Source organism: Rania fehmarnensis (assembly GCF_056494185.1).
Map to the genome: position 1 here is coordinate 761330 of NZ_CM151398.1, position 21082 is coordinate 782411.

The window sequence follows — 21082 nt, forward strand, 5'->3', positions numbered from 1 at the left end:
GGCTGGCTAAAATAGACTTCTGTCCCACTAACAAACACAATTCGTGTTAAGGGCACATGTGCGCCGACAGCGGATGCTTTACGCGTAAAGTATTTGTCAATGTCGGGGCGCGACGCACACATCGCAGCAATCCGATTACGGTCAGTGCCAGGCAGCCTAAGACAGCACCGGGTTCTGGAACTGCATTGACACTGACTGTGAAATTGTCAACTCGCATGGCCAGGCTATCAAATCCCGCAGCTACGTCGCCGCTTGACACGAATCCAAAGCCGGCCGAGAGGGCAAACGCTCCGTTAAAGTCCAGCCCGGGGAAGTCGGCATTGGTCAGGCCTGAAACCGTAATCGTTTGCCAGCCAGCTTGGCCAGTGATGCTCGTGAATCCCGCCAGTTGGCCAATGTTTGCATTTTCAAGGATGAAAAACATTTGATCGAATTGCGTGCTACTGGAACTTACCGGAAACAGGATGTCCAGCGAAAAGGTGATATCCTGTATCGCTCCGTCAGTCGAAGGCGTATAGGTTTGCGATTGCTCGACCAAAAATGACTGGACGACAGCGAATCCATTGCCGTTGAGCGGATCTCCATTAATATCGCGTTGCACATCGTGTTCGTGCAGCACTTCAAGATATGGACCAGGATTGCCTCCCAAACCCATCGGAGTGAATCCAGCAGAACTAAGGTCGTCCAGATTAGAACCGTTCGAGGCGTTGTTGAACGAAAATATCGAGTACAGCGGGTTCGACATATCATCCATCAAGATCATGTCGGCTCGCAGGGGCGCTGTCCCCCAAGCGAAAACCAAAGCTGACACTAGTGGCAGGCACAGTCTTGCGAAGAGACCTCGACCAATGAATCCCATGGGACTAACGTTCATGACTCGATTTCCTGTAAAGTAAGGTACGACATGCTGCGAGTGACTTCGAGGCGAAATGTTTTCTTTCACGTGCTCAATCCAGTTGCGGGGCGAACCGCATTAAAGAGACCTGACCCCTTTAATCCGCCCGCTCTTATCCACCAATACCCGCTTTCTTCAGAGCAAAGCTGAGATCGCTGCCAAGTCCGATGGACTTAGTGATGGCACCCTCGTAATCGCTTGGCTTCCCGGCGACGTATCGCGCCAGTCCGGAGCCACTTAGAGCCGAGTTCGAAGAATCGATGTAGGATTTGATCAATTGGTCGATCAATGGTTCTGGTGGCTTCTTGAACTCAAACGTTTTGTCGAACTTATCCTTCAGCTTTAGGCGACGGTCGATGAACTCGAATTGTTCCTTCGTGTTTTCATACTGCTCAAGAGCCTGCGCAGCTGCCGAACTGGTCGCTTTAAATGCGTTTTTGACAGTTGCGGTTCCGATATTCGCCAGCGTATCTGCATAGATGCCGGAGATCGCCACTTGAAGTGCGGAGAACCCTGCGGCCCAGAACATGGTTCCGGCTAGATAGACTTCGTATCCAAGATCTCGGTCGGATCGTTGCGAGAACGCGATTTGCATTCCGATGTTTTGCATTTGCGCCCCGGGATACAGAAGTTTATCTGCAATCCGGCCCACTCGCTTGAGACCGTCGTTCGCTGCCGTTGCAAACGATTTTTGAATGGTCAACAACGAATTGGAACTAAATTGAATTTCGACCAGCGTGATCCGACCGCTAGGGTCACTAGCGTTGATCGGGTTATTGCCTGCATAGGTATAGTTGTGAAGACTGCCGGGACGTTGTAGGGAGCCATCGAAGGGATCCACTCCGGTCATTCGACCGGTGGAGGCATCGTAGTTGCGAGCGCGTAGATAATCGAGTCCCGTCGTTGCATCGCGACGCTGGCCGTCGAACAGGAAGTCGTTTTCAAAAATTCCCGTCTGAGCGATCACCGCTCCAAATGCATCGTAGGTGTACTCGTTCAACACGGCTCCACTTTCGTCTGTTAACTGCCGAGTACTTCCCAAACTATCGGCCTGATAATAGGCTGTTTCCGGGCCGCGATGTTGCGAAATCAGCGAGTTGCCGATCGTGTAAGACGTGATGACCGATCCTCCGAGCGAATACTCGACCATCGCTTCTGCCAGCCCGCGGTTGGTATCCACCTGGTAGTAGACCGTGTTTCCAGCCTCGGTACGCGACACTCGATTTCCGAAGGTGTCGTAGTTGTAGGTGATCTCGGGCACACTATCCCCATTGGTATCGACGCTCAGCAATCGATTTTCAGGCGAATAGGCAAACAGCGTCGTGTTCGTACCAACGGACTTGCGGTTTTGGTTTCCATTGAGATCATATCCATAGGTGGTCGTCGTCGTTCCGTTTAGCTCCGATAGCAACCGATCGTTTGCGTCGTAACTGGAGATCGTTGTTCCGGCGTTTGAATCGACCTTCTGCAATCGATTGCCGACGTCGTCGTAGGAGTAGGTGACAGTTCGGTCGGCGACAGTCGTGCCGCTTTCGAAGGTGTTTTCGGCAATCAGGCGATCGACGTTATCGTAGAGGTATTCAACTCGTCGGCCGCTGAGCTCGGTCATTGACAATCTTTGACCCTTGCTATCATGCGTGTAGCTGAGTCTTGAAAGGATGGTCGCGCCGAGCGACGTTTCGATCGAAGCCACGTATCCGTTGACAGTGTAGGTTCTCGATTCGACGACACCATTGGCGAACGTGGTACTGGTGAGCCGCCCCACTTCATCATAGGTGTAGTTCGTGTTCCCACCGTCGATGTCCGTGACGAGTTGGATGCGGTTGAGTGCATCGTACTCGTATTGGGTGATTCCAGCCAACGAACTGAGCGTCAGGAGGTTGCTCGCCGCATCATAGGTGTAGACGAGCGTCGATGCATCCGGAAGCGTCTCATTGATCAGGCGGTCGCGAACATCATAGGTGTAGCTGGTTGTGCCGCGCGCATCGGTTACCGTAGCGATCAGCCCATTCAATAGGTAGCTGAAGAGAACGTCGGGTTCACCAGCGATGGCCTTGCGAGTCAGTCGATCACGGGTATCGTATTGAAAGGTTTGGACGTCGCCGTTGAAATCGGTGTAAGACACCAGATTGCCCACGGCATCATATTCGGACAGGTCGCTTTCGCCAAGCGGCCGTACCACGCTGATGCGGCGGTTCAATTCGTCGTATTGGTAGAGGGTGACATGTTCGTTCGCATCTTCCAGAGTGATGAGATTTCCGACCTCGTCGTAGGTGTACTCCGTAACCGCTCCATTCGACTCCGTCACCTTCGCTACACGCCCTTGATCATCGTATTCGAAGGATATCGCGTGTCCATTCTGATCGATCTGTGACAGCACCAATCCACTACCGCTGTAAACGAACCTGGCCTTGGTATTGTCGGCGTAGGTCGTCACCGTCATTCGGCCTGTTCGATCGTATTCATAAGAGGTCTCGTGGCCCAAGGCATCTTTGGCCTTAGTCTGACGTCCCAGGGCGTCATATTCGAAAGTGGACTCTCGACCGAGTGCATCCCGAATCAGAATGACGTTTCCAGATAGATCGTATTCAAACTCAGTTCGATTACCATTTTCGTCGATGGTGGCGATCATTTGACCTGCCGCATCGTATTCCATTCTTCGACGCGGATTGTCCGACGAGTCAGCAGGTGTATTGTCCGGGAAGAGCTCTTCGATGGCTTGTCCTATCGCATCGTAGACGGTTTCGGTGACGCGTCCCAGTTCGTCGGATTCCGAAATCATACGACCGAGTTCGTCATAGTCGAAGGAGACTCGAGGATTGTCCGACAGATCGGCCGGAGTGGAATCGGGGTAGATTTTCGTGATCAGATCGCCGTTCGGGTTGTACACGAATCTTGTGACACGTCCGAGCGCGTCGGTCTCGGCAATCAGATTGTCGGCCGCATCGTAGGCATAGAGCGTTTGGTTGCCTTGAGCGTCGACGAAGCGAATCAAGTTTCCGTTCGGGTCATATTCGAGTTGCTCCGTCAAGGTCGTCGCTACGCCTGCAACTGTTTGAATCCAAGAGCGAGACGTGACCTGGTTGACGTCGTTGTGGGTGAAGGTTCTGACATTGCCGGCCACGTCGGTCGTCGACGTTACGTTTCCTCGCGAGTCATAAGTGTACGCGACAGCACCCTGAACTGGATTATCAAGAATGGCAAAGTTGCCGCGAGCGTCGAACGTATTGGTGGAAGAGAGACCAGCCGAGTCGGTGACCGATATTGGGTTTCCTTTACCATCGTAGGTATAGGTTGTAGTGTTCCCCAAGGAATCGGTGATCGTTCTTACGAGCCCTCGCCTGGCATCTGCATAGGTGAAGGTCGTTACTCCGCCAGACGGATCGGTGACAGTTCGGACATTGTTGAAGATGTCGTAGGTGTAAGTGGTTACACGACCGAGTGGGTCCGTCTTCGTCAGCAGGTTGTTGTTGGAATCGAATGTGCTGGCAGTCGTGTGCCCAAGTGCATTCGTTTCTGAGGTGGTGTTGCCTTGCGAATCGTATTGGTAGATCGTCTGATGGCCCAACTCATCGACAACCACTTGCGAGTTGTTGCCGAGATTAGTGGTGATCGCCAGGCTGTTGCCGCTTGAATCCATGAGCGAAATCAAGCGACCGCTGGCGTCGTATTCGCCACGGACGCCGGTGTTGCCCAACGGGTCAATCACGGATTCCAGGTAGTGTGGGCGAGTGGAGCTGTAGATCAACTGACTTGCATTGCCCTTGGCATCGATGACTGATACCAGGTCGCCAGCCGAGTTGTATCGGTAGGAGATGCGACTCCCGTCGGGAGCGACGAGCGCGGTAATGCGATCGGCCTGATCGCGTTCCAAGGTGACCGAGACACCGGCTCCACTGATGCCAGCATCATTCAGTGTAAGCCGGTTTCCATTGGCATCAGTGATGGAGTCAATCTTGCCGGTCCTGCCGTTGATGAAGTAGCTTCGTCCATCCGAAGTACGAACGGTGTAGCCACCTCCGAAGTCCGGTGAAGCGGGATTCCACGGGATGCTGCCCGCTGCAAACAACTCGCCAAATTCGTTGACAAAGAGTTGGCCACTGCCTGCTGAAAGTTCGGCTGTATTGCCTGGATCTGGCGTGAATCGAGGCGAAGCCAGCACAAGACTTCCGCCGGATCCTGGCAAGACACGAATCGACGGATTAAAGGTCCAGCCCAGCCGGTTTTGTCCCGGTAGGGTCAGATAGACTTTGACACCCGTTCGCATCGGTGAGTAGAGTCCACTGGATTCTAAGCCGCTGGAAGGAACACCTACGCGAAGGTCGGCGTTGCGGTAGTCGAGCCGCCAACCATAACCCAAATCTGCACTTCGATCGGCCTGAAGCGAATCGTAAACGCGGGTGACAGCAATCGGAATGCCCGAGATCGGGAGGACGAGATCGGTGAAGGAGAGTTGGAAGTTACCCAGTTTCAGTTCACCACTAACTTCTACACTTTGTTCAACAACATTCCCTATTCCTCCCGCATCGAACGCCTCTAGCCGCAAGACATAGCTACCATTCTGCAATAGCGTTGGATCGATTTGACCAAGGACGCCGTTGTTGACGTTTTGGGTTCCACTGCCGATGACTTTAAAGTTGCTGGAGCCGAATTCGGCCAGCAGTAGGCGATAAGAGACTAGGGTGGCGTCCGTGACGGAGCCGATGACGTTGGTGGGAGCAGTGATCGTTCCACCGTCCACAGGTGACGTAATTAAAAGCGTCGGGCCATTTACGTCGTTTGGATCCGATACCAAGATCTCGATTTGCTGCGTCGTTGAGTTACCGGCTGCGTCGGTCACAATTGCGCTAGCAGTGACGGAACCAAGCGTGTTCATCTGTACTCTCGCGATGCCTCGTGAGTCCAAGGGTACAGCGACTCCGCCAACAGTCAGGACGATGGAGTTGACACCGACGTTGTCGACTGCGGAAACCCGAATGTCGACTTGCGTGCCGATGTTGACTGGATTGCGGCTGAGCAGGATCGCGACTTGCGGTGCGGTCGTGTCAGCAGCGACGGTGACCGAAAACGCTTGAGTGGCCGACGCGCCGCGAGTGTCCGTGACTCTGACTTCCACAGCGTTGCTGCCGATTTGATCGGCGGTTGGTATCCAGAACATGCGACCGACTCCATCAATCAACATGCCAGTCGGTCCATTAACCAACTGATAGGTCAAGGCGTCGCCATCAGCATCAGTCGCGAGAATGTCGTAGCGGAACGACTGGCCGGGCGCAAGAGTTGTCGGTGGAGTGGATGTAATTACCGGCGCGTTGTTCGCTGCTTGAACTCGAATTCCGAAACCTTGTACGCTACCGCCGCCAGATTGATCTTGAGCAAAAACTTCGACGAGTACGGGGTCGACAAACACGGAGCCTGGTGTCCAAGTAATCAGACCGCTGTTAGCAATGATGTTCATGCCCGCTGGGCTAGTGAGCAACGAATAGGTGATTGCGTTACCATCGGGATCAATTGCATCGACATCGTAGCTGTAAACTGCATCAACGGTTGCATAGAATTTTGCGGACGATGTGATGACCGGCAATTGATTGGGCTGCCCGGCGGCTACTGCGATCGAGTAAGTCTGCGCGACGGTGGCACCAGCGCTGTCTCGGACAATGACCGAGACGTTTTGTGAACCGGCTTGACCAGCGATTGGCGTCCAAACGATACGTCCCGTATCTGCATCGATCGTCATTCCGCTGGGAGCATTGGCCAAAGAGAAGGTCAATCGATCTTGGTCAACGTCTTGAGCGGTGACCTGATAGAGATACGTTGCCCCTACAGCGGCGTCGGTGCGAGGCGTCGACAAAATAATTGGTGGGGTATTGACGGCGCGGACCGTTAACGTGAAGGTTCGCTGCACGCCGCTTCCATGTGTATCGATCACTTGAATCGTTACTACGTGGGGGCCTAGGTCGTCGATAGTAGGCAGCCAATCGACTCGGCCAGTAATTGGGTCCATCGACATTCCTGCTGGGCCCTCTTCGAGCGACCAGAACAGGTTATCGCCATTGGGATCATTCGCGGTTGGCAAAAACTGGTACGCGATGTTGGCTACGGCCGAAGTGATGGGTACTGACGTGATGGTTGGCGGATTATTGATCGGCTGAGTAGAAACTCGAATCGTATATTCCTGCGAGACAATACCGCCACGTCCATCATTGGCCAGGATACGCACGGTCTGATTTCCCAATTGATTTGGACTGGGCGTCCAACTGATCAAATTGTCGACCAGCTGCATACCTGCCGGTGCTGCAGCTAGCGAAATGTCGAGCGGATCGCCATTGGCGTCTAAGACTTCGGGACGATACAGATAGACATCACCCAAACGCACTTCGACAGGCGGTTCGGACAAGAAGATAGGATCGGCGTTGGCAGGATTGATTTGAACCGCTAAGACAAATGCTTGCTCGGCGGTCAATCCGCGCCCGTCGTTGACCGAAACTGTAAACGATTGTGTGCCCAGTTGCCCAGGTGTTGGCGTCCATTGGATGATACCGGTTGCTGCATCAATGGTCGTGCCGATCGGAGCGGAACTGAGGGTGAACGTAAGCGAGTCACCATCGGCGTCGATGGCGTTGACATCGTAGACAAGCGGCAGTCCCACGCCGGCTGGTCCCGAGGGTGGAGTCGACGTAATGATGGGCGCGGTGTTCGGCTTGGCGACAGTGATCGTAAAGTACTGCAGATCGAATCCACCGCGCCCGTCACGAACTCGCAGCAGTACGTTGTTCTGACCAACTTGAATCAATTTTGGCGTCCAAGAGATACTTCCATTGCGAGGATTCACTGCCATGCCAGCCGGAGCCAGCGGCAGGTCGAAAGCCAACGTGTCGCCGTCGAGTTCGGTAACCGTTGGCTGATAACGGTAGTCTTCGCTAGCCACAATCGTCTGAAGCGGAGTGCTCGTGATCAGCGGATCGGAGTTTACAAGCGGAATCGGACGATTCCCAAACAGCAAGTCATCAACGTCTTCGCCTTGTCCGATTGTAATTTCGTAGATGCCATCAGCAGGAATCGACTGCCGCCAGCCGGCCTTTGACTGTTGGACGACTACATACGTTCCAGCACTGAGATTCTCGAAAGTGAATTTCCCTGATAAATCTGTTTCAGTGAACTGCTCGTCGTCATCCCGCAAACCATTTCGATTCTGATCGAGATAGATTGTCCACGGGCGGACATCGGCGACAGGCAAGTCGGAGATACTGTATTGCACATGATCAATCTCGATCGCGCCTTCTGCGTTGCTAATCCTGATCGCAGAAATTCCAAAAGGATTCGTGGCTCCAAAGAAAGTGTCCTCTGCAGTGCCGCCAGTGAAAAGATCGTCTGCAAAGTCACCGGAAATTTCAGCGAACAAGTTTCCTTGCCGATCAAATGCCTGAAACGTGATTTCCCCCATTCCATCGGTCCATACGACGCCAGCGTCTGTCGGCAATTGGCCCAGCACCGTTTCATCAAAGGTAATCGTGATGCCAAGGTCTCCGTCTTGAAAATTCCAGCTATCACCTCCGTTTCCGTTTCCATCAATCGAACCATCGTCTGCGTCAACTGAGTCGATGAATGCGCGGCTAGCAACCTGTGAAGTCAAGTTACCGCCAGATAGACTCACGCCAGGCGTGTTGAGACCATCTTCGAAGTCTTCAACCACAAATCGCAGATTGCCTCTGATTGGACTGTCCAAAACGGAGAGGTAAGAATTCGGAGGCAGAACTTGGGCATCGGTTGTTACGCTTGAGTCATAAACTTGCCCATCAATACTGGCAGCTTGACCACCGTTGATATCCAGTACAAACGACTGCTCATCAATCCCACCGCGACCGTCTTCAACTCGAACCGTGATGCTATGTTGCCCGTAGCTAACACTATCAACGCCCCAGGCCAGAATGCCTGAGGTGGCATCAATGGCTAGTCCGACAGGCCCTTCTACGAGTGACCATGTCAGTGTGTCGCCATCGGAGTCAACTGCTATTGCGCCGTATTCATATGGCGAAATGATATAAACAGGAATCGATCCCACGGTTTGGCCTTGCTTAAACAGCAGGTCGTAGGACTGTGGACGATCACCATTCCCAACATGCACATCGAAATTGTAGGTTTGGCCGCCTGTAATCGTATCGTACTTTCCACCTACCGGCGTAATGACTTGAAAATCAGCTGACGGATCGGAGGCTATCAATCGCAAGGATGTCTGCTCAAGAATTTCGGCGACTTTCACATCGATAAACGCATTGGTAAACGACTGAGCATTTGTGCCGCCGCTGCGCAGCAAATTCAAATCCCAGACGGCGCCGTCGAGCGCCCAGGCAAGATCCATGTAATCTTGTTGGACGGAAATCTGAGGACTGACTGCAAAGCCACCGCTGGACGTGGTGAACCCGCCGGAGCCATCGGCTTTGTAAGCGACGCCATTGCTGTCCACACCGATGACTTGCGCATTGGTCGAGTCACGCAAGGTATTGGCGACGACCATATTCAGAAGAGCGCTTTGGGCCGATAAGTTTCCGAACATTTGCGCGAAGTCCAGGTTGTCGTCCTGAATATCGCGATCCTCATCAGTCACGACGATGTAGTTGATCGCCGCTCCTTCGCGGAACACATTCGCCCGCACTGCCACGTCGATTCCAGACCAACCATCTTCTGGGTCGGCGTTCGACACGAATCTACCTGCCGTTACGGCTGCTCGCGCCGAGTCACCGAATTGCAAGTTGTAATCGGGCAGCAAGGCAAAGTGTTGGCCAGCCAGGCCATTGAACTGATAGATCTTGGCCGCACTCGTCATGGACAACTGAGTATTTGCTATCGCATCGTTGACGAGCACATTTGTGTTATCTGCCACCAACACGGTGAAATTCGCAGCGGAAGCATAGTCATTCACACCATCAACGCTGAGCGTGTAGTTGCCAACTGGCAAGTCAAGCGAAAAAACTCCATCATCGAACTCTCGCGACGTAACGATAGAGGCAGCACCATCTCCAACAAGCGACCATTGAACAAGACTCGAACTCGTCTGCGGCGAGAACAGGACTAGCGATGGTGAAGAGATCGAGAACGTATACGCTCTCTCTTGACCGCTGGTCAACGTGGCAACGGTGGAAACTCCCGGTGCGAGTATGCTGGTTGTTGTCAGGATTGGCACGATATTTACAGAGTATTGGTCGGGCACTGTGTTACTTACGCGCCCTTCGACCAACAGCGTGTAGACTCCGTTGTGCGGTATGACCACTTGATCCAAGTCTCGCAGCCCGCTGACAGAAGTCTTGATGACGGTGCCGTACTGATCGATCAGTTTGAATTCCGCGTCGTTCACTGCACCTGTCGAAACGATGTCAATCAGGTAACGCTCGCCTGCCAATGCGCTGAACCTGTAGAGGTCCGTTTCTACGCCAATCGTATCCTCGGGCACACTGGGAAATACAGTACCTGGTGTAACGGGAATCGCATCGTCAAAGTCGCGAAGCGCAAATGCGTATGCACTGGGTGTTCCGCTACTTGCGGCAATATCAAGTTGGTATTCGCCCGGGAATAGATTCAAGTGTGACGTGGTCGATCCAAACGAATCGGTAGACGTGAATGCGAGATTGGTAACTTCGACACCACGCGGTCCACGGAGTGACCAACGAACCGTGCTGCTATTGGTGAACGCGTCCATGTGCACTAGGGAGCGGTCGGCAAGTGTGAAACGATAGGAATCGATTTGCGCGGCGGTTGACAAATTGCCAGACTGCGTCGCACCTAGCACGAGCGTAGCACCGACAAATGCAGGTGGCGGCGTATTACTGTTAAACAAAACATTCAGTTGGTAGGCATTTGGCACAGTCGCATCAAATCGACCCTCGACTTGCAATGTGTAACTGCCTGTCATGGTCAACGCGACATTCAGTCGATCACCATTGATGGTCTGCGAGAATACAACGCGACCATAGGGGTCGATCAAACGGTAAGCTCCCAGATTATTCGTCGCCGAGATTGCATCGAATGAGTAGTTGTCACCAGCCACAGCGTTAAATTTAAACAGTTGCGATTCGTCGGCAGGGTTGAGAGTGCCAACAATCGGTATTCCAGGTGTCAAAGGCGTGGCCGTCGCGATGTCAGTCAGGCTGAATCCGAAGTCACCGGAAAAATCGGTGGCACCATCAACGGACAACACGTAAGTTCCAGCGCGAAGCTCAAACGCGGACGTGGTCGTTGAAAAGAAATTGAATGGACGGTTCGAAATCACCTGGCCTGTTGGCCCGGCGATGGACCAAGTCAGTCGCGATGCGTTGGTGAGTGAGTCGAAGACCACAAACATATCATTCGGGATAGTCACTGAGTATTCGACTTCTTCTCCAATCGCTAATGTGTCGGCTACCACTGAACCTAAAGTGAGCGATTCGCTGCGAGTGTTTCGCGATCGAATCGCAAATTCGTAGGTGTCCAGACCGGTGTTCGCTCGCCAGCCTTCGACGAGTAGGGTGTACGAACCCGTCCGCTGCAATGCGTTGAGTTCGGCATCGAGTAAATCTCGCAGTTCAAACACTTCGTTTCCGAGCGGATCGAAGATGCGATAGAGTGAGTTGTCTGTATCACTCGCTGCCATAAAATCTACGAGGATTTTCTGACCAAGAATCGCGTCAAACTGGTAGATGTTGGTCTGGTTGGGAATAGATAAGGTATCGCTGAAGCTGGAATCTAAAGCAATCGGAGTGGCATTGGCGGCGACATCCAGCATCCGGAACGAAAAATTGCCTACGGCTTCGCCAGTTCCATCGACCGTCAATTTGTAATTGCCAGCAGGCAGAGACAGCAGCGGAGTCTCAAAATTAAACGAATCGCTAAGGTCAAATGGCCTATTGCTAACTACGACTCCTGCCGGACCCTCCAAGGTCCAAGTGGTAGTTGAAGTATTCGTGAGCGAGTCGAAGTACAAGTTCGCCTGGTTGGGCAGATTGAACGCGTATTCGACGACATCGCCAATCCCAGCGATCGATCCTGCCTGCGTTTCGCCGACTACCAGAGGCACTTGAAGCCTGGAAGGCGGAATCAGGTTGATCTCGTAGCTCACGGGTGCTGTGACGGTACGCAAGCCCTCGACCAACAACGTGTACGTCCCGGTCACAGGGAGTGTGAATGTTTCGATGTCAGCTAAACTCGTTTGTTGCTTGACAACGGCTCCGAATTGATCGACGACGCGCACGTAGGCTGAACCAGCACTCGAGGTTGTTACTACGTCTAGGAATATCGGCTCATTGGCGTTGGCTGTAAATGTATAGATGTCAGTCTGCCTGCCGGGATTCAATTCAGCAGTGAACGGCGTGCCTAATACCACCGGCACCGCCATTGAAAGGTCTTGAAGACTGAAGCTATAGGGCTCGATCTCGGATGATGTCACGCTCAACGTGTACTCGCCAGCTTTGAGGCTCAGCACCGGTGCGGCATTACTGGACGAATCCGAAGATTCGAAACTTCGACCGGCTACTAACGTGCGAGCTGCATTCTCAAGTGTCCATGTCAACGTCGCGTCGTTCGTCAGGGAATCGAAATATACCAACGCATTTTCGTTCAATGTAAACGTGAAGCGATCGGTCTCAAACCTCTTGCTAATGCTCCCATTGACGACCGTTCCAAGAATGAGCGTGGTTGGAGCGACGGGAGCGAGGCTATTGCCCAAATCGACGACTTCAAAAACAAATTGGCCGTTGGATCCCGTATCGCTGAATCGACCTTCGACAAGGATGCGATATCTGCCACCATGCTCCAGTGTCAGCAAGCCAGAGTCGGTCGTAAGGGCCTGCTCGAAGACTTCATTTCCATAGGGATCGATCAATCTCCAAGTTGCCGAGGTGCTAAAGCCGGTCGCACCCTGGGCGTCAAAGAAGAGTGTGTCGCCCGCGTCGACCAGAAAATCGAAAACTTGAGTCGACTTCGTGTTGGCATGAATCGAAGTGGTCGGTGTGTCCAATGCTATGGCTGTTGCACTGGAAATATCAAGCAAGCGGAAGGAGTAAGGCTGAGTTTCCCCTATGCCAGCAACGGTTAGTCGGTACTCACCGGGCGGCAATTCAATCACACTTTGCGCAACATTGGATGAGTCGCTTTGATCGAAACGCCTCGCATTGACAATCGTCGAGAACGCATTCGTCAATGTCCAGTTGTAGACTGCTGAGTTGGTAAGCGAGTCAAAGTGGACTTGTGTGTGGTCAGCTATTGAGAAAGTGTAAACCGCTGATTGACCAAGCGTGGTGAAGGAATTGGCGAGCGTAGCCCCAAAGACAAGCGGCGTTTCAGCGGCAACTGGAATTTTATGAACATTGAGGCTGTAGGTATCAATACCCGTATTGGCGCGCTCGCCTTCGACGAGCAGCGTGTAAGTGCCGTTGAAATCCAGTGTCGTAGGGCCGAAATTCCGTAGGCCATTGGCTGTGAAAACAGTTTGACCAAACGGATCAATCACGCGATAGACGGAGTTGTCGACATCGCTGGCTGCTTCCACTGAAAAATAGAATTGCTCTCCAGCAACGACGTTGAATTTATAAAAATCGGTTGCGTTGGGCGGAGTTAGATTCCCGCCGAAGGGTGTCCCAAACGCGATGGGAGTAGCGGCTTCCAAGGCGACAAATTTGAAGTTGTACGCTCCAGGCGTTCCGCTAGTAGCATCGATCTGAATCTGATAGTCGCCATGTATTAGATCGAAGGCAACGTTCGCTTGGTTCTGTGCGTCAGTCGCGTTAAAGGGGCGATTCGAAACCAACGTCCCTGTTGGTCCGATCAGGTCCCAGCGAATGGTTCCAACATTTGTCAGAGAATCGAAGTAATAATTTCCACGAGTTGGAACGCTGAATTTGTACAAGTCGACTTGTGCTGCAACCGAAAGATTGCCACTGGTGGCCGTTCCCAAAACTAGCGGAGTTCCACCGAAAGTTGTGGGTCCGTTGTTTTGAACGTAATTCATAGCCATGGACCAGTTGTCGACCACTGTGTCCGATATCCTGCCTTCAACGAGCAAGTAGTAGGTTCCACCTTTACTAAAAACTTTGTTTAGCTGATCGGTGGCAATTGCCGTCCGTGGAATAACTTCAACTGCATTGCTGTCGAGAATGCGATAATAACTTTGCGTTGTACCGACCACAGTGGTCACAAATGAGAACACATCGCCGGCTATTGCATTGAAGCGGAATACTTCGGTTTGATTCGCGAGCAAGCCTGATGTTGGAGTAATCGTCACCGCTGGATTCGCGATTCCAGGGCTTGGCGTGACGGCGGTTGAATGCACTGGGTTGAATAGATCTAAAACTGCAAAACTAAAATTGCCGAGATTGTCGGCGAGAGCATTCACAGTTAAGCGATAATCTCCTGCGCGGGCATCGATCGACGCGTCCACACGATCGTTCGAATCACTCTGAGTAAACCGGAGACTGGTAGTGATATTGCCAGTTGGGCCATCAAGCGACCAAACCAAGTTTGCATTGTTCGTGAGGGCATCGAAGTAAAGCTGACGATCGCTAGCAAGGTTAAACGTATAGACGAATTTCTGGCCGGGCGTTGTGATCGCTGCGTTGACTGCTGTCCCAAAAGAAAGTGGTAGTGTTGAGGTAACGATCGGAACCACGTTCATTGAATACGTATCCAGACCGGCGTTTTCACCCCAACCTTCGACCAACAGGTAGTAAGCTCCAGAGACTGGAATCTTGATGGATGAAGCATCTGTGTGCCGGCTCGATTCGAAGATTTTCAAACCGTGCGCGTTGTAGATTTTGTATTCGGTGTTGATTGCATCGCTGGCCGTGACCACATCGATGGTGAACTCATCGCCTGCGCTGGCGTTGAATTTATAGAAATCAGTTTCACTGGGTATCGTCAATTCGCCGCTGAAGGTTGTGCCCGGAGTAATGACGTTGGCAGTATCAAGATCGAACAGTCTGAATGCAAAAGGTCCCTGCAAACCATTGCTATCGACGCGCAACTGATAGTCACCTGACACCAGGTCAAGCACAGGGTCAGCACTATTGAACGAATCGGTTTGGTCGAATCGAATTGCCGAGCGCGTGCCTGCAGGACCAGCTAGCGTCCAGGTCATGCCGTTGGCAACTAGCGAATCTAGGTACAAATTGGTTCGCTCTGCTAAGCTAAACGAGTACTCGACGAAATCGCCTACGTAAGCGATTACGCCATTGACTGAGTCGCCCAATGCAAGAGGTGTGGGCGGGATAGGATCGGCGATGGTAGCGGTGAAAGTGAATCTCGATGGGACTCGGAGAGCTGCGTTCCCTTCCCTCGGGCTTTGTGCCGCTTCCAACAAAAGGAAATATTCACCACCGGTCGCCAGTTTAAACTTCGGCTGATTGACGCCGAGCAATCGCGAGGGAACATTGCCGGGTAGAGTCACGACGTTGCCTTCAGGCCCAATCAATCGCCACTTACTGCCGGCATGAGCTGCCGTGATCGTGTTGACAAATTCGAATTGCTGGCCAGCCGGGACTTGCAATCGATAGGCAAAAGTTTCATTCTTTTCAGTGAACTCACCAGCGACCAAGTCGCCCGAAGTAATTTGTGGTGCTGCTGAGAGATCGAGAACGCGGAACCGGTAATCCGCAGCAACATCGACGTTCGAATCAATCGTGAGTGTGTACGCACCTGCCGCCGCGTCGTAGACAGGGTTTGCTAGTGAGACATCGGAGCTGTCGAAGTCAATTGAGCTCCCAAGCGTCCCACTCGGACCGCGTAGTGTCCACTGGATGCGCGAATCTTTCTCTAGAGAGTCGAAATACAACAGCGTCGGAGTCGTTAGCGAGAATGAGTATTGAACTGGTTGTCCCGGCGAAAGGCGATCATTGACCAAGGTACCGAGGATTAATGATTCTTGGCGGATTCCCTCGCTCAATTTGCCTTCGATGCCAATGTCGATTCCGGCAGCCAGATCCGTTGGATTGGCCGCTTCGACTACTAAGACATAGCGACCGTCGTCAGGCAACGCGAGATTCAGCAACTCTTCGGGTACGACTTCGTTGTACAACCCCGATGCCACTACCGTATTGTTCGGGCCGTAGAGCGTGTATTTTGTCGGCTGTTCCTGGTTCAGGAAGTGCCCAACGGTGATGCCATCGCGCCCACCGCCGAATCCGATAACGGCAAAGCGATTGGGATGGGCGGTATCTGAGCCAATTCCCTGAGCTTTCAAGGCCGTGTCAAGCAGTGGAATCATTCCCGCCACCCAAGCTTGGTCACCTCCCATCGAACCCGATTCGTCGACTGCCAACACAATATCCGCAAAGCGAGCTGCGTCGTCGGGTAGAGTGATCGAGACGGTGCCGTCAAATGATTGTCCGTTGCCAAGATCCAAGCTGATTCGCTGGGGCGAAACGGTGCCTGAAGCGGGATTGGAGAAGCCTGGAACAAATAGTGATTCGACGGGGTCGCTGACAATCACCGGCGCGTTGTTTTCCGCATCCTGTAGAACCCGCATTTGATACTCTTGAGTCGCGGTGCCGCCACGTCCATCGTTCGCAATGACTCGAACGGTGTGAACGCCAAGTTGACTTGACGTGGGGTGCCAAGTAATCTGACCGGTCGTCGGAATAATAGACATACCGACCGGTGCAACATCGAGGCTGTATGTGATTGCGTCCCCATCAGCATCGATCGCATTCACTGAATATTGATAAGTGGCGCTGGCGACATAGGCCGTAACTTCTGGCGTTGAGATAATCACGGGCGGGCGGTTGGGAACGACGGTACGAACTTCAACGGCAAATGCCTGTTCGTCGGCTCCACCTCGACCATCGTTTACCTTGATGCGAACCAAGTTGTTACCAATACTGGCCGTTTGCGTAGACCAATTGATCAAGCCTGTAGCAGGGTCGATGGACATGCCGCTCGGCGCAACCAGCAGTTCGTACGTAAGTGTATCGCTTGCGTTCGGGTCAACGGCTCGCGAAGCGTACGCATAAGATCGTCCGGCTTCGACCAGAATGATTGGTGTGCTGACAAATTCAGGGGCTGCATTCGGTGAAGCGAGAATCTGCAGCTCATAAGAGAACTGAGTGCCAGTGGCGTTGCGGAATTCGAGGACGTTATTAGAGCTAGCGGCACCTGCAGCCAAGCTTCCATCGGCGGATACTTCGGAACCGTTTACAATGTAGTAAGGCTCGCCAGTAGTTGTAAATCCATCGGGAGCGACGATCGCTACGGCGGCAGAACTAATATTCTTGACGATCACCACAAACGGACCATCAATGGCGTAGTTGGCTAAATTCTGAAGCGAATAGTTGGCGAAGTACGAGCCGCTCGCAGGGTTATACGATGAATTGCCGTAGTGCACCGCCATGCTCGGCGTAACGTCGGAGAATGCGTTGAGGTTGACAACCGGATTTTCCACGATTGCTGGCGGAACAAGACCGCTCGGTGTGCCCAATGCGCCAGGCGTGATAGAAACGGGCGTAATACGCACGCCCGTCGTTTGGTCGGCATCGTTGTTGACGAGCCGGAAAATGATCGTTGCGACAGTATCAGCAGGAATATGGGAGAGGTCAAGTTTGACTTCGTTGCCGGTAACCTGCGCGTTGACGCCAGCCTGAGTTAACGCTTGTTCCGAAACATTGAAATACGCGTCACGCCCTGGCTCAACTGCGTGCACCAGTGAGTTTCCTGCGGCATCAACAATGGCGACTTCGAAAGCGTCATTTACAAAGCCACGGTTATCGGCATTATCAAAATTGAGGTCGCTGTAGCGGAAAACAAAATGCGAAGGCTCGGCGGGAATCGTAACATCCACACTCGCATTGACTGCAAACGAATCTCCTTCGACCAACTGTACACCGCACCCCGCAATCGAACCACTCCCTGGGTTTGTACTACCGCCCGATTCGCCGAAGGTATAAGCCTCGGCATCGAACGAACAACTAGCAAGCATAATGGTGAACGACTCTGTATCGAACAGAGCTGGTGTGCCGTTGTCCGTGACTTGAACCGTGAACGGGACCGTACCAGTTTGATCGGCTAACCAAGTAATCAGACCGGTCTGAGGATTTATCGTGGCGGTAGTCGGAGCGGTGACGAGACTATAGGTAAGTGCATTGGCCGGCAGATCCGGATCCGTGGCCACCGCTAATAAGCTGAGGGTTTGATTGTTGCTCATCGTCTGATTGCCAATGGGCACGAACACCGGCGCCTGATTGACTTCGGTCACGGTGACGGTGAACGTGGCTTGCGTGCTCAGATTGCCATCGGAGACTTCTACGGCGATTGGAAATACGCCCGGCCCTTGCGATTCGGTGGGTCGCCAGGCGAAACGGCCGGTGGTGGCGTTGACTACTGCACCACTGGGGCCGGACACCAATGACCATGTCAACTCTTGCGCAGGCAAATCAGGATCGCTGGCTGACAGCGGAACGTTGTAGGTGGCGCCTTCTTCGATCGTTGGCGAAGCGATCGACGCGATGATTGGTGCTTGATTAACTTCGGTCACGGTAATCGTGAAGGTGGCCTGCGTACTCAAGCTGCCGTCGGAAACTGCGACCACGATCGGAAAGTCGCCAGGTCCTTGCGATTCGGTTGGGCGCCAAGCAAATCGACCGGTGGTCGGATTCAGCACTGCGCCGGTGGGGCCTGACACCAGCGACCATGTCAACGTTTGCGCAGGCTGATCCGCATCGCTGGCTGAGAATAAAACGTTATAGGTTTCATTCTCTTCGATAGTGGGCGAAACGATCGGTGCGATGCTGGGTGCTTGATTGACTTCCGTGACCGTAATAGTGAAGGTAGCTTGCGCACTCAGATCGCCATCGGATACTGCGACCACGATAGGAAACTCGCCAGGTCCTTGCGCTTCAGTGGGCCGCCAAGCGAAGCGACCAGTGGTGGAATTGAGCACTGCGCCGGTGGGTCCTGACACCAGCGACCATGTCAAGGTTTGCGCAGGTAGATCCGGATCGCTGGCTGAGAATAAAACGTTATAGGTTTCATTCTCTTCGATAGTGGGCGAAGCAATCGGTGCGATGATCGGCGCTTGATTGACTTCGGTTACAGTGATGGTGAACGTAGCTTGCGTACTCAAGCTGCCATCGGAAACTGCGACCACAATCGGAAACACGCCGGGCCCTTGCGCTTCGGTGGGCCGCCAAGCGAAACGACCGGTGGTGGAATTGAGCACTGCGCCGTTGGGCCCTGAATCGAGCGACCAGGTCAAGGTTTGCGCAGGTAGATCCGGATCGCTGGCGGACAACAGAACGTTATAAGTGGTGCCCTCGTCGATGGTCGGTGAAACGATCGGCGCGATGTTGGGTGGTTGATTGGTTGCAGTAACGGTCACCGTGAAAGTGGCTTGCGTGCTCGCGCTGCCATCGGAGACCGCTACCACGATCGGATACACGCCAGCTCCCTGCGCGCTTGTAGGTCGCCAGGCAAAGCGGCCAGTCGTAGAGTTGACTACAGACCCCTGTGGACCGGATACCAATGACCAGGTCAAAGTATTAGCCGGCAGATCAAGATCGCTGGCCGACAAAAGGACGTTATACGTTGTATTGACTTCGATAGTCGGCGAAGCAATGGGCGCGATACTGGGCGCTTGATTAACTTCGGTAACTGAGATTGTAAAGGTAGCTTGAGCCGAGAGACTGCCATCGGAGACAGCTACGATCACGGGAAAGCTTCCAGGTCCTTGAGCTTCAGTTGGAGCCCAAGTGAATTGACCCGTGGCACTCAGCGCCGCGCCTGCTGGCCCCGAGATCAGCGACCAGGCTAGCTGCGAGTTGGGCGTATCGGGATCATTGGCCACGAGCTGGAGAGAGTAGGGGGCCAGTTCCGGAATCGCAGGTGAACCGATGGCGGCAATCACTGGCGGTTGATTGACGACAGCTGCGCTGGGCACATGAATGGCGTTAATCGAATTGAACAGCAGTCCGCGATGGCTGCCGTTGAGCGTCAGCGGGGTATTGAAACTGCCGCGAGTGGTTGAGCCTAACTGGGTAGCTTCAAAAGTAAAAATGTCGCGCCCGAATCCGAGCAGACCGGGTACCCAAAACAAGCTGGTGGTGGATAAGTGAATGGTAGTCCCATCGTCATCCACGGAGACACCATCGATATTCTCCAGACAGCCCCCGAGATGGACATCGCTGCCATCGAAGTAGTTGGACCACGTGCCGGTAGTATGGCTGCCAGTGGTAATGGGCCGGAAGGCTAAGAGATCTTCGGGTTGAATGGTGCCGCTAACGCCGGGCACTTGTGCACTGCGTTGAGCAGAGATGATCAGTCGACCGTCGGGTAACTCGGAGATGCCATCGAGGCTTTCCCAGTTGCTCAGTCCGACATCGCTGCCATCGAAGAACATTTCCCAGGAGCCGGCTGTCTGCGAGCCGAGTTTGGTTGGCCGGAAGAGCATGATGTCTTCAGAGGCGGCGGTAACGCCGGAGACGTAGGCATGTCCCGTGGTCGAAAACAGCAGGCTACCGTCGGCACGAATGGCGAAGGCATCGACATTTTCGCCATCGCTACTCAGTCCGACATCGCTGCCATCGAAGTAGACTTCGTGTTTCCAATTGTGATTGGAGTAGACGGTCAATTTGACGATGTCGGAGTCATCGACGAACAGCTTGGAATGGTTGCTGTTCTTGACGTAACCTGGGATGCTGGGACTGTAATAGAAGGTGGCAGGCTGGTTGCCTTCACCTTCGGCAGGCATAGGCAAGGTGGCCATCTGGGCGATGGCTGGTTCGATACCGTAATCGTGCCTGGGCAGGGAAAGGCTCTCAAGCAGAGCAGCGGCCATGACGCGGCGAGCTTCGAGCTGTTCTAGGTGGATGGATCGCTTATGCGATTGACGAGCAGAGGGACGTGAACGGGCGGAGGATCGCGGTGGAAGAAGAGGCATCAGCAGCTACCGTATGAGGGGGCTCAAGCAAATTGGCCCGGCGGTGGGCCCAGAATAGAGACCTGGTCGCCTGAGTTACCTGCCTGGTAGCTGAATCTTGCACTCACCTGCAAGAAAAACTGGTAAGAAGTATCGATTCACTCAACGCCGAAACGCAAACCAGCCAACTCATCAGCCGGCGGTCAATGCTCAGTGATAGTGTCCGAGTAAACCGATCGAGTACGAGTACGAGTACGAGTACGAAAATACTCGGAAAAAAATTGGCAATTTGGTGGCACCGTACCTTTCTGGTTTGCTGTCAC

The 21082-nt window shown here is 53.3% G+C and carries 2 protein-coding genes; both read right to left on the bottom strand.

Going from position 1 to position 21082, the window contains the following annotated elements; translation table 11 throughout:
• Positions 1 to 46: 46 nt before the first annotated feature.
• Complete coding sequence (locus SH573x_RS02525) at positions 47 to 874, bottom strand: hypothetical protein (protein WP_479352718.1); 828 nt, start codon at positions 872 to 874, stop codon at positions 47 to 49.
• Between the two features lie 133 nt (positions 875 to 1007).
• A complete protein-coding gene (locus tag SH573x_RS02530) occupies positions 1008 to 20678 on the bottom strand; it encodes a putative Ig domain-containing protein (protein WP_479352719.1) in 19671 nt (6556 codons plus the stop codon).
• Positions 20679 to 21082: the final 404 nt, after the last annotated feature.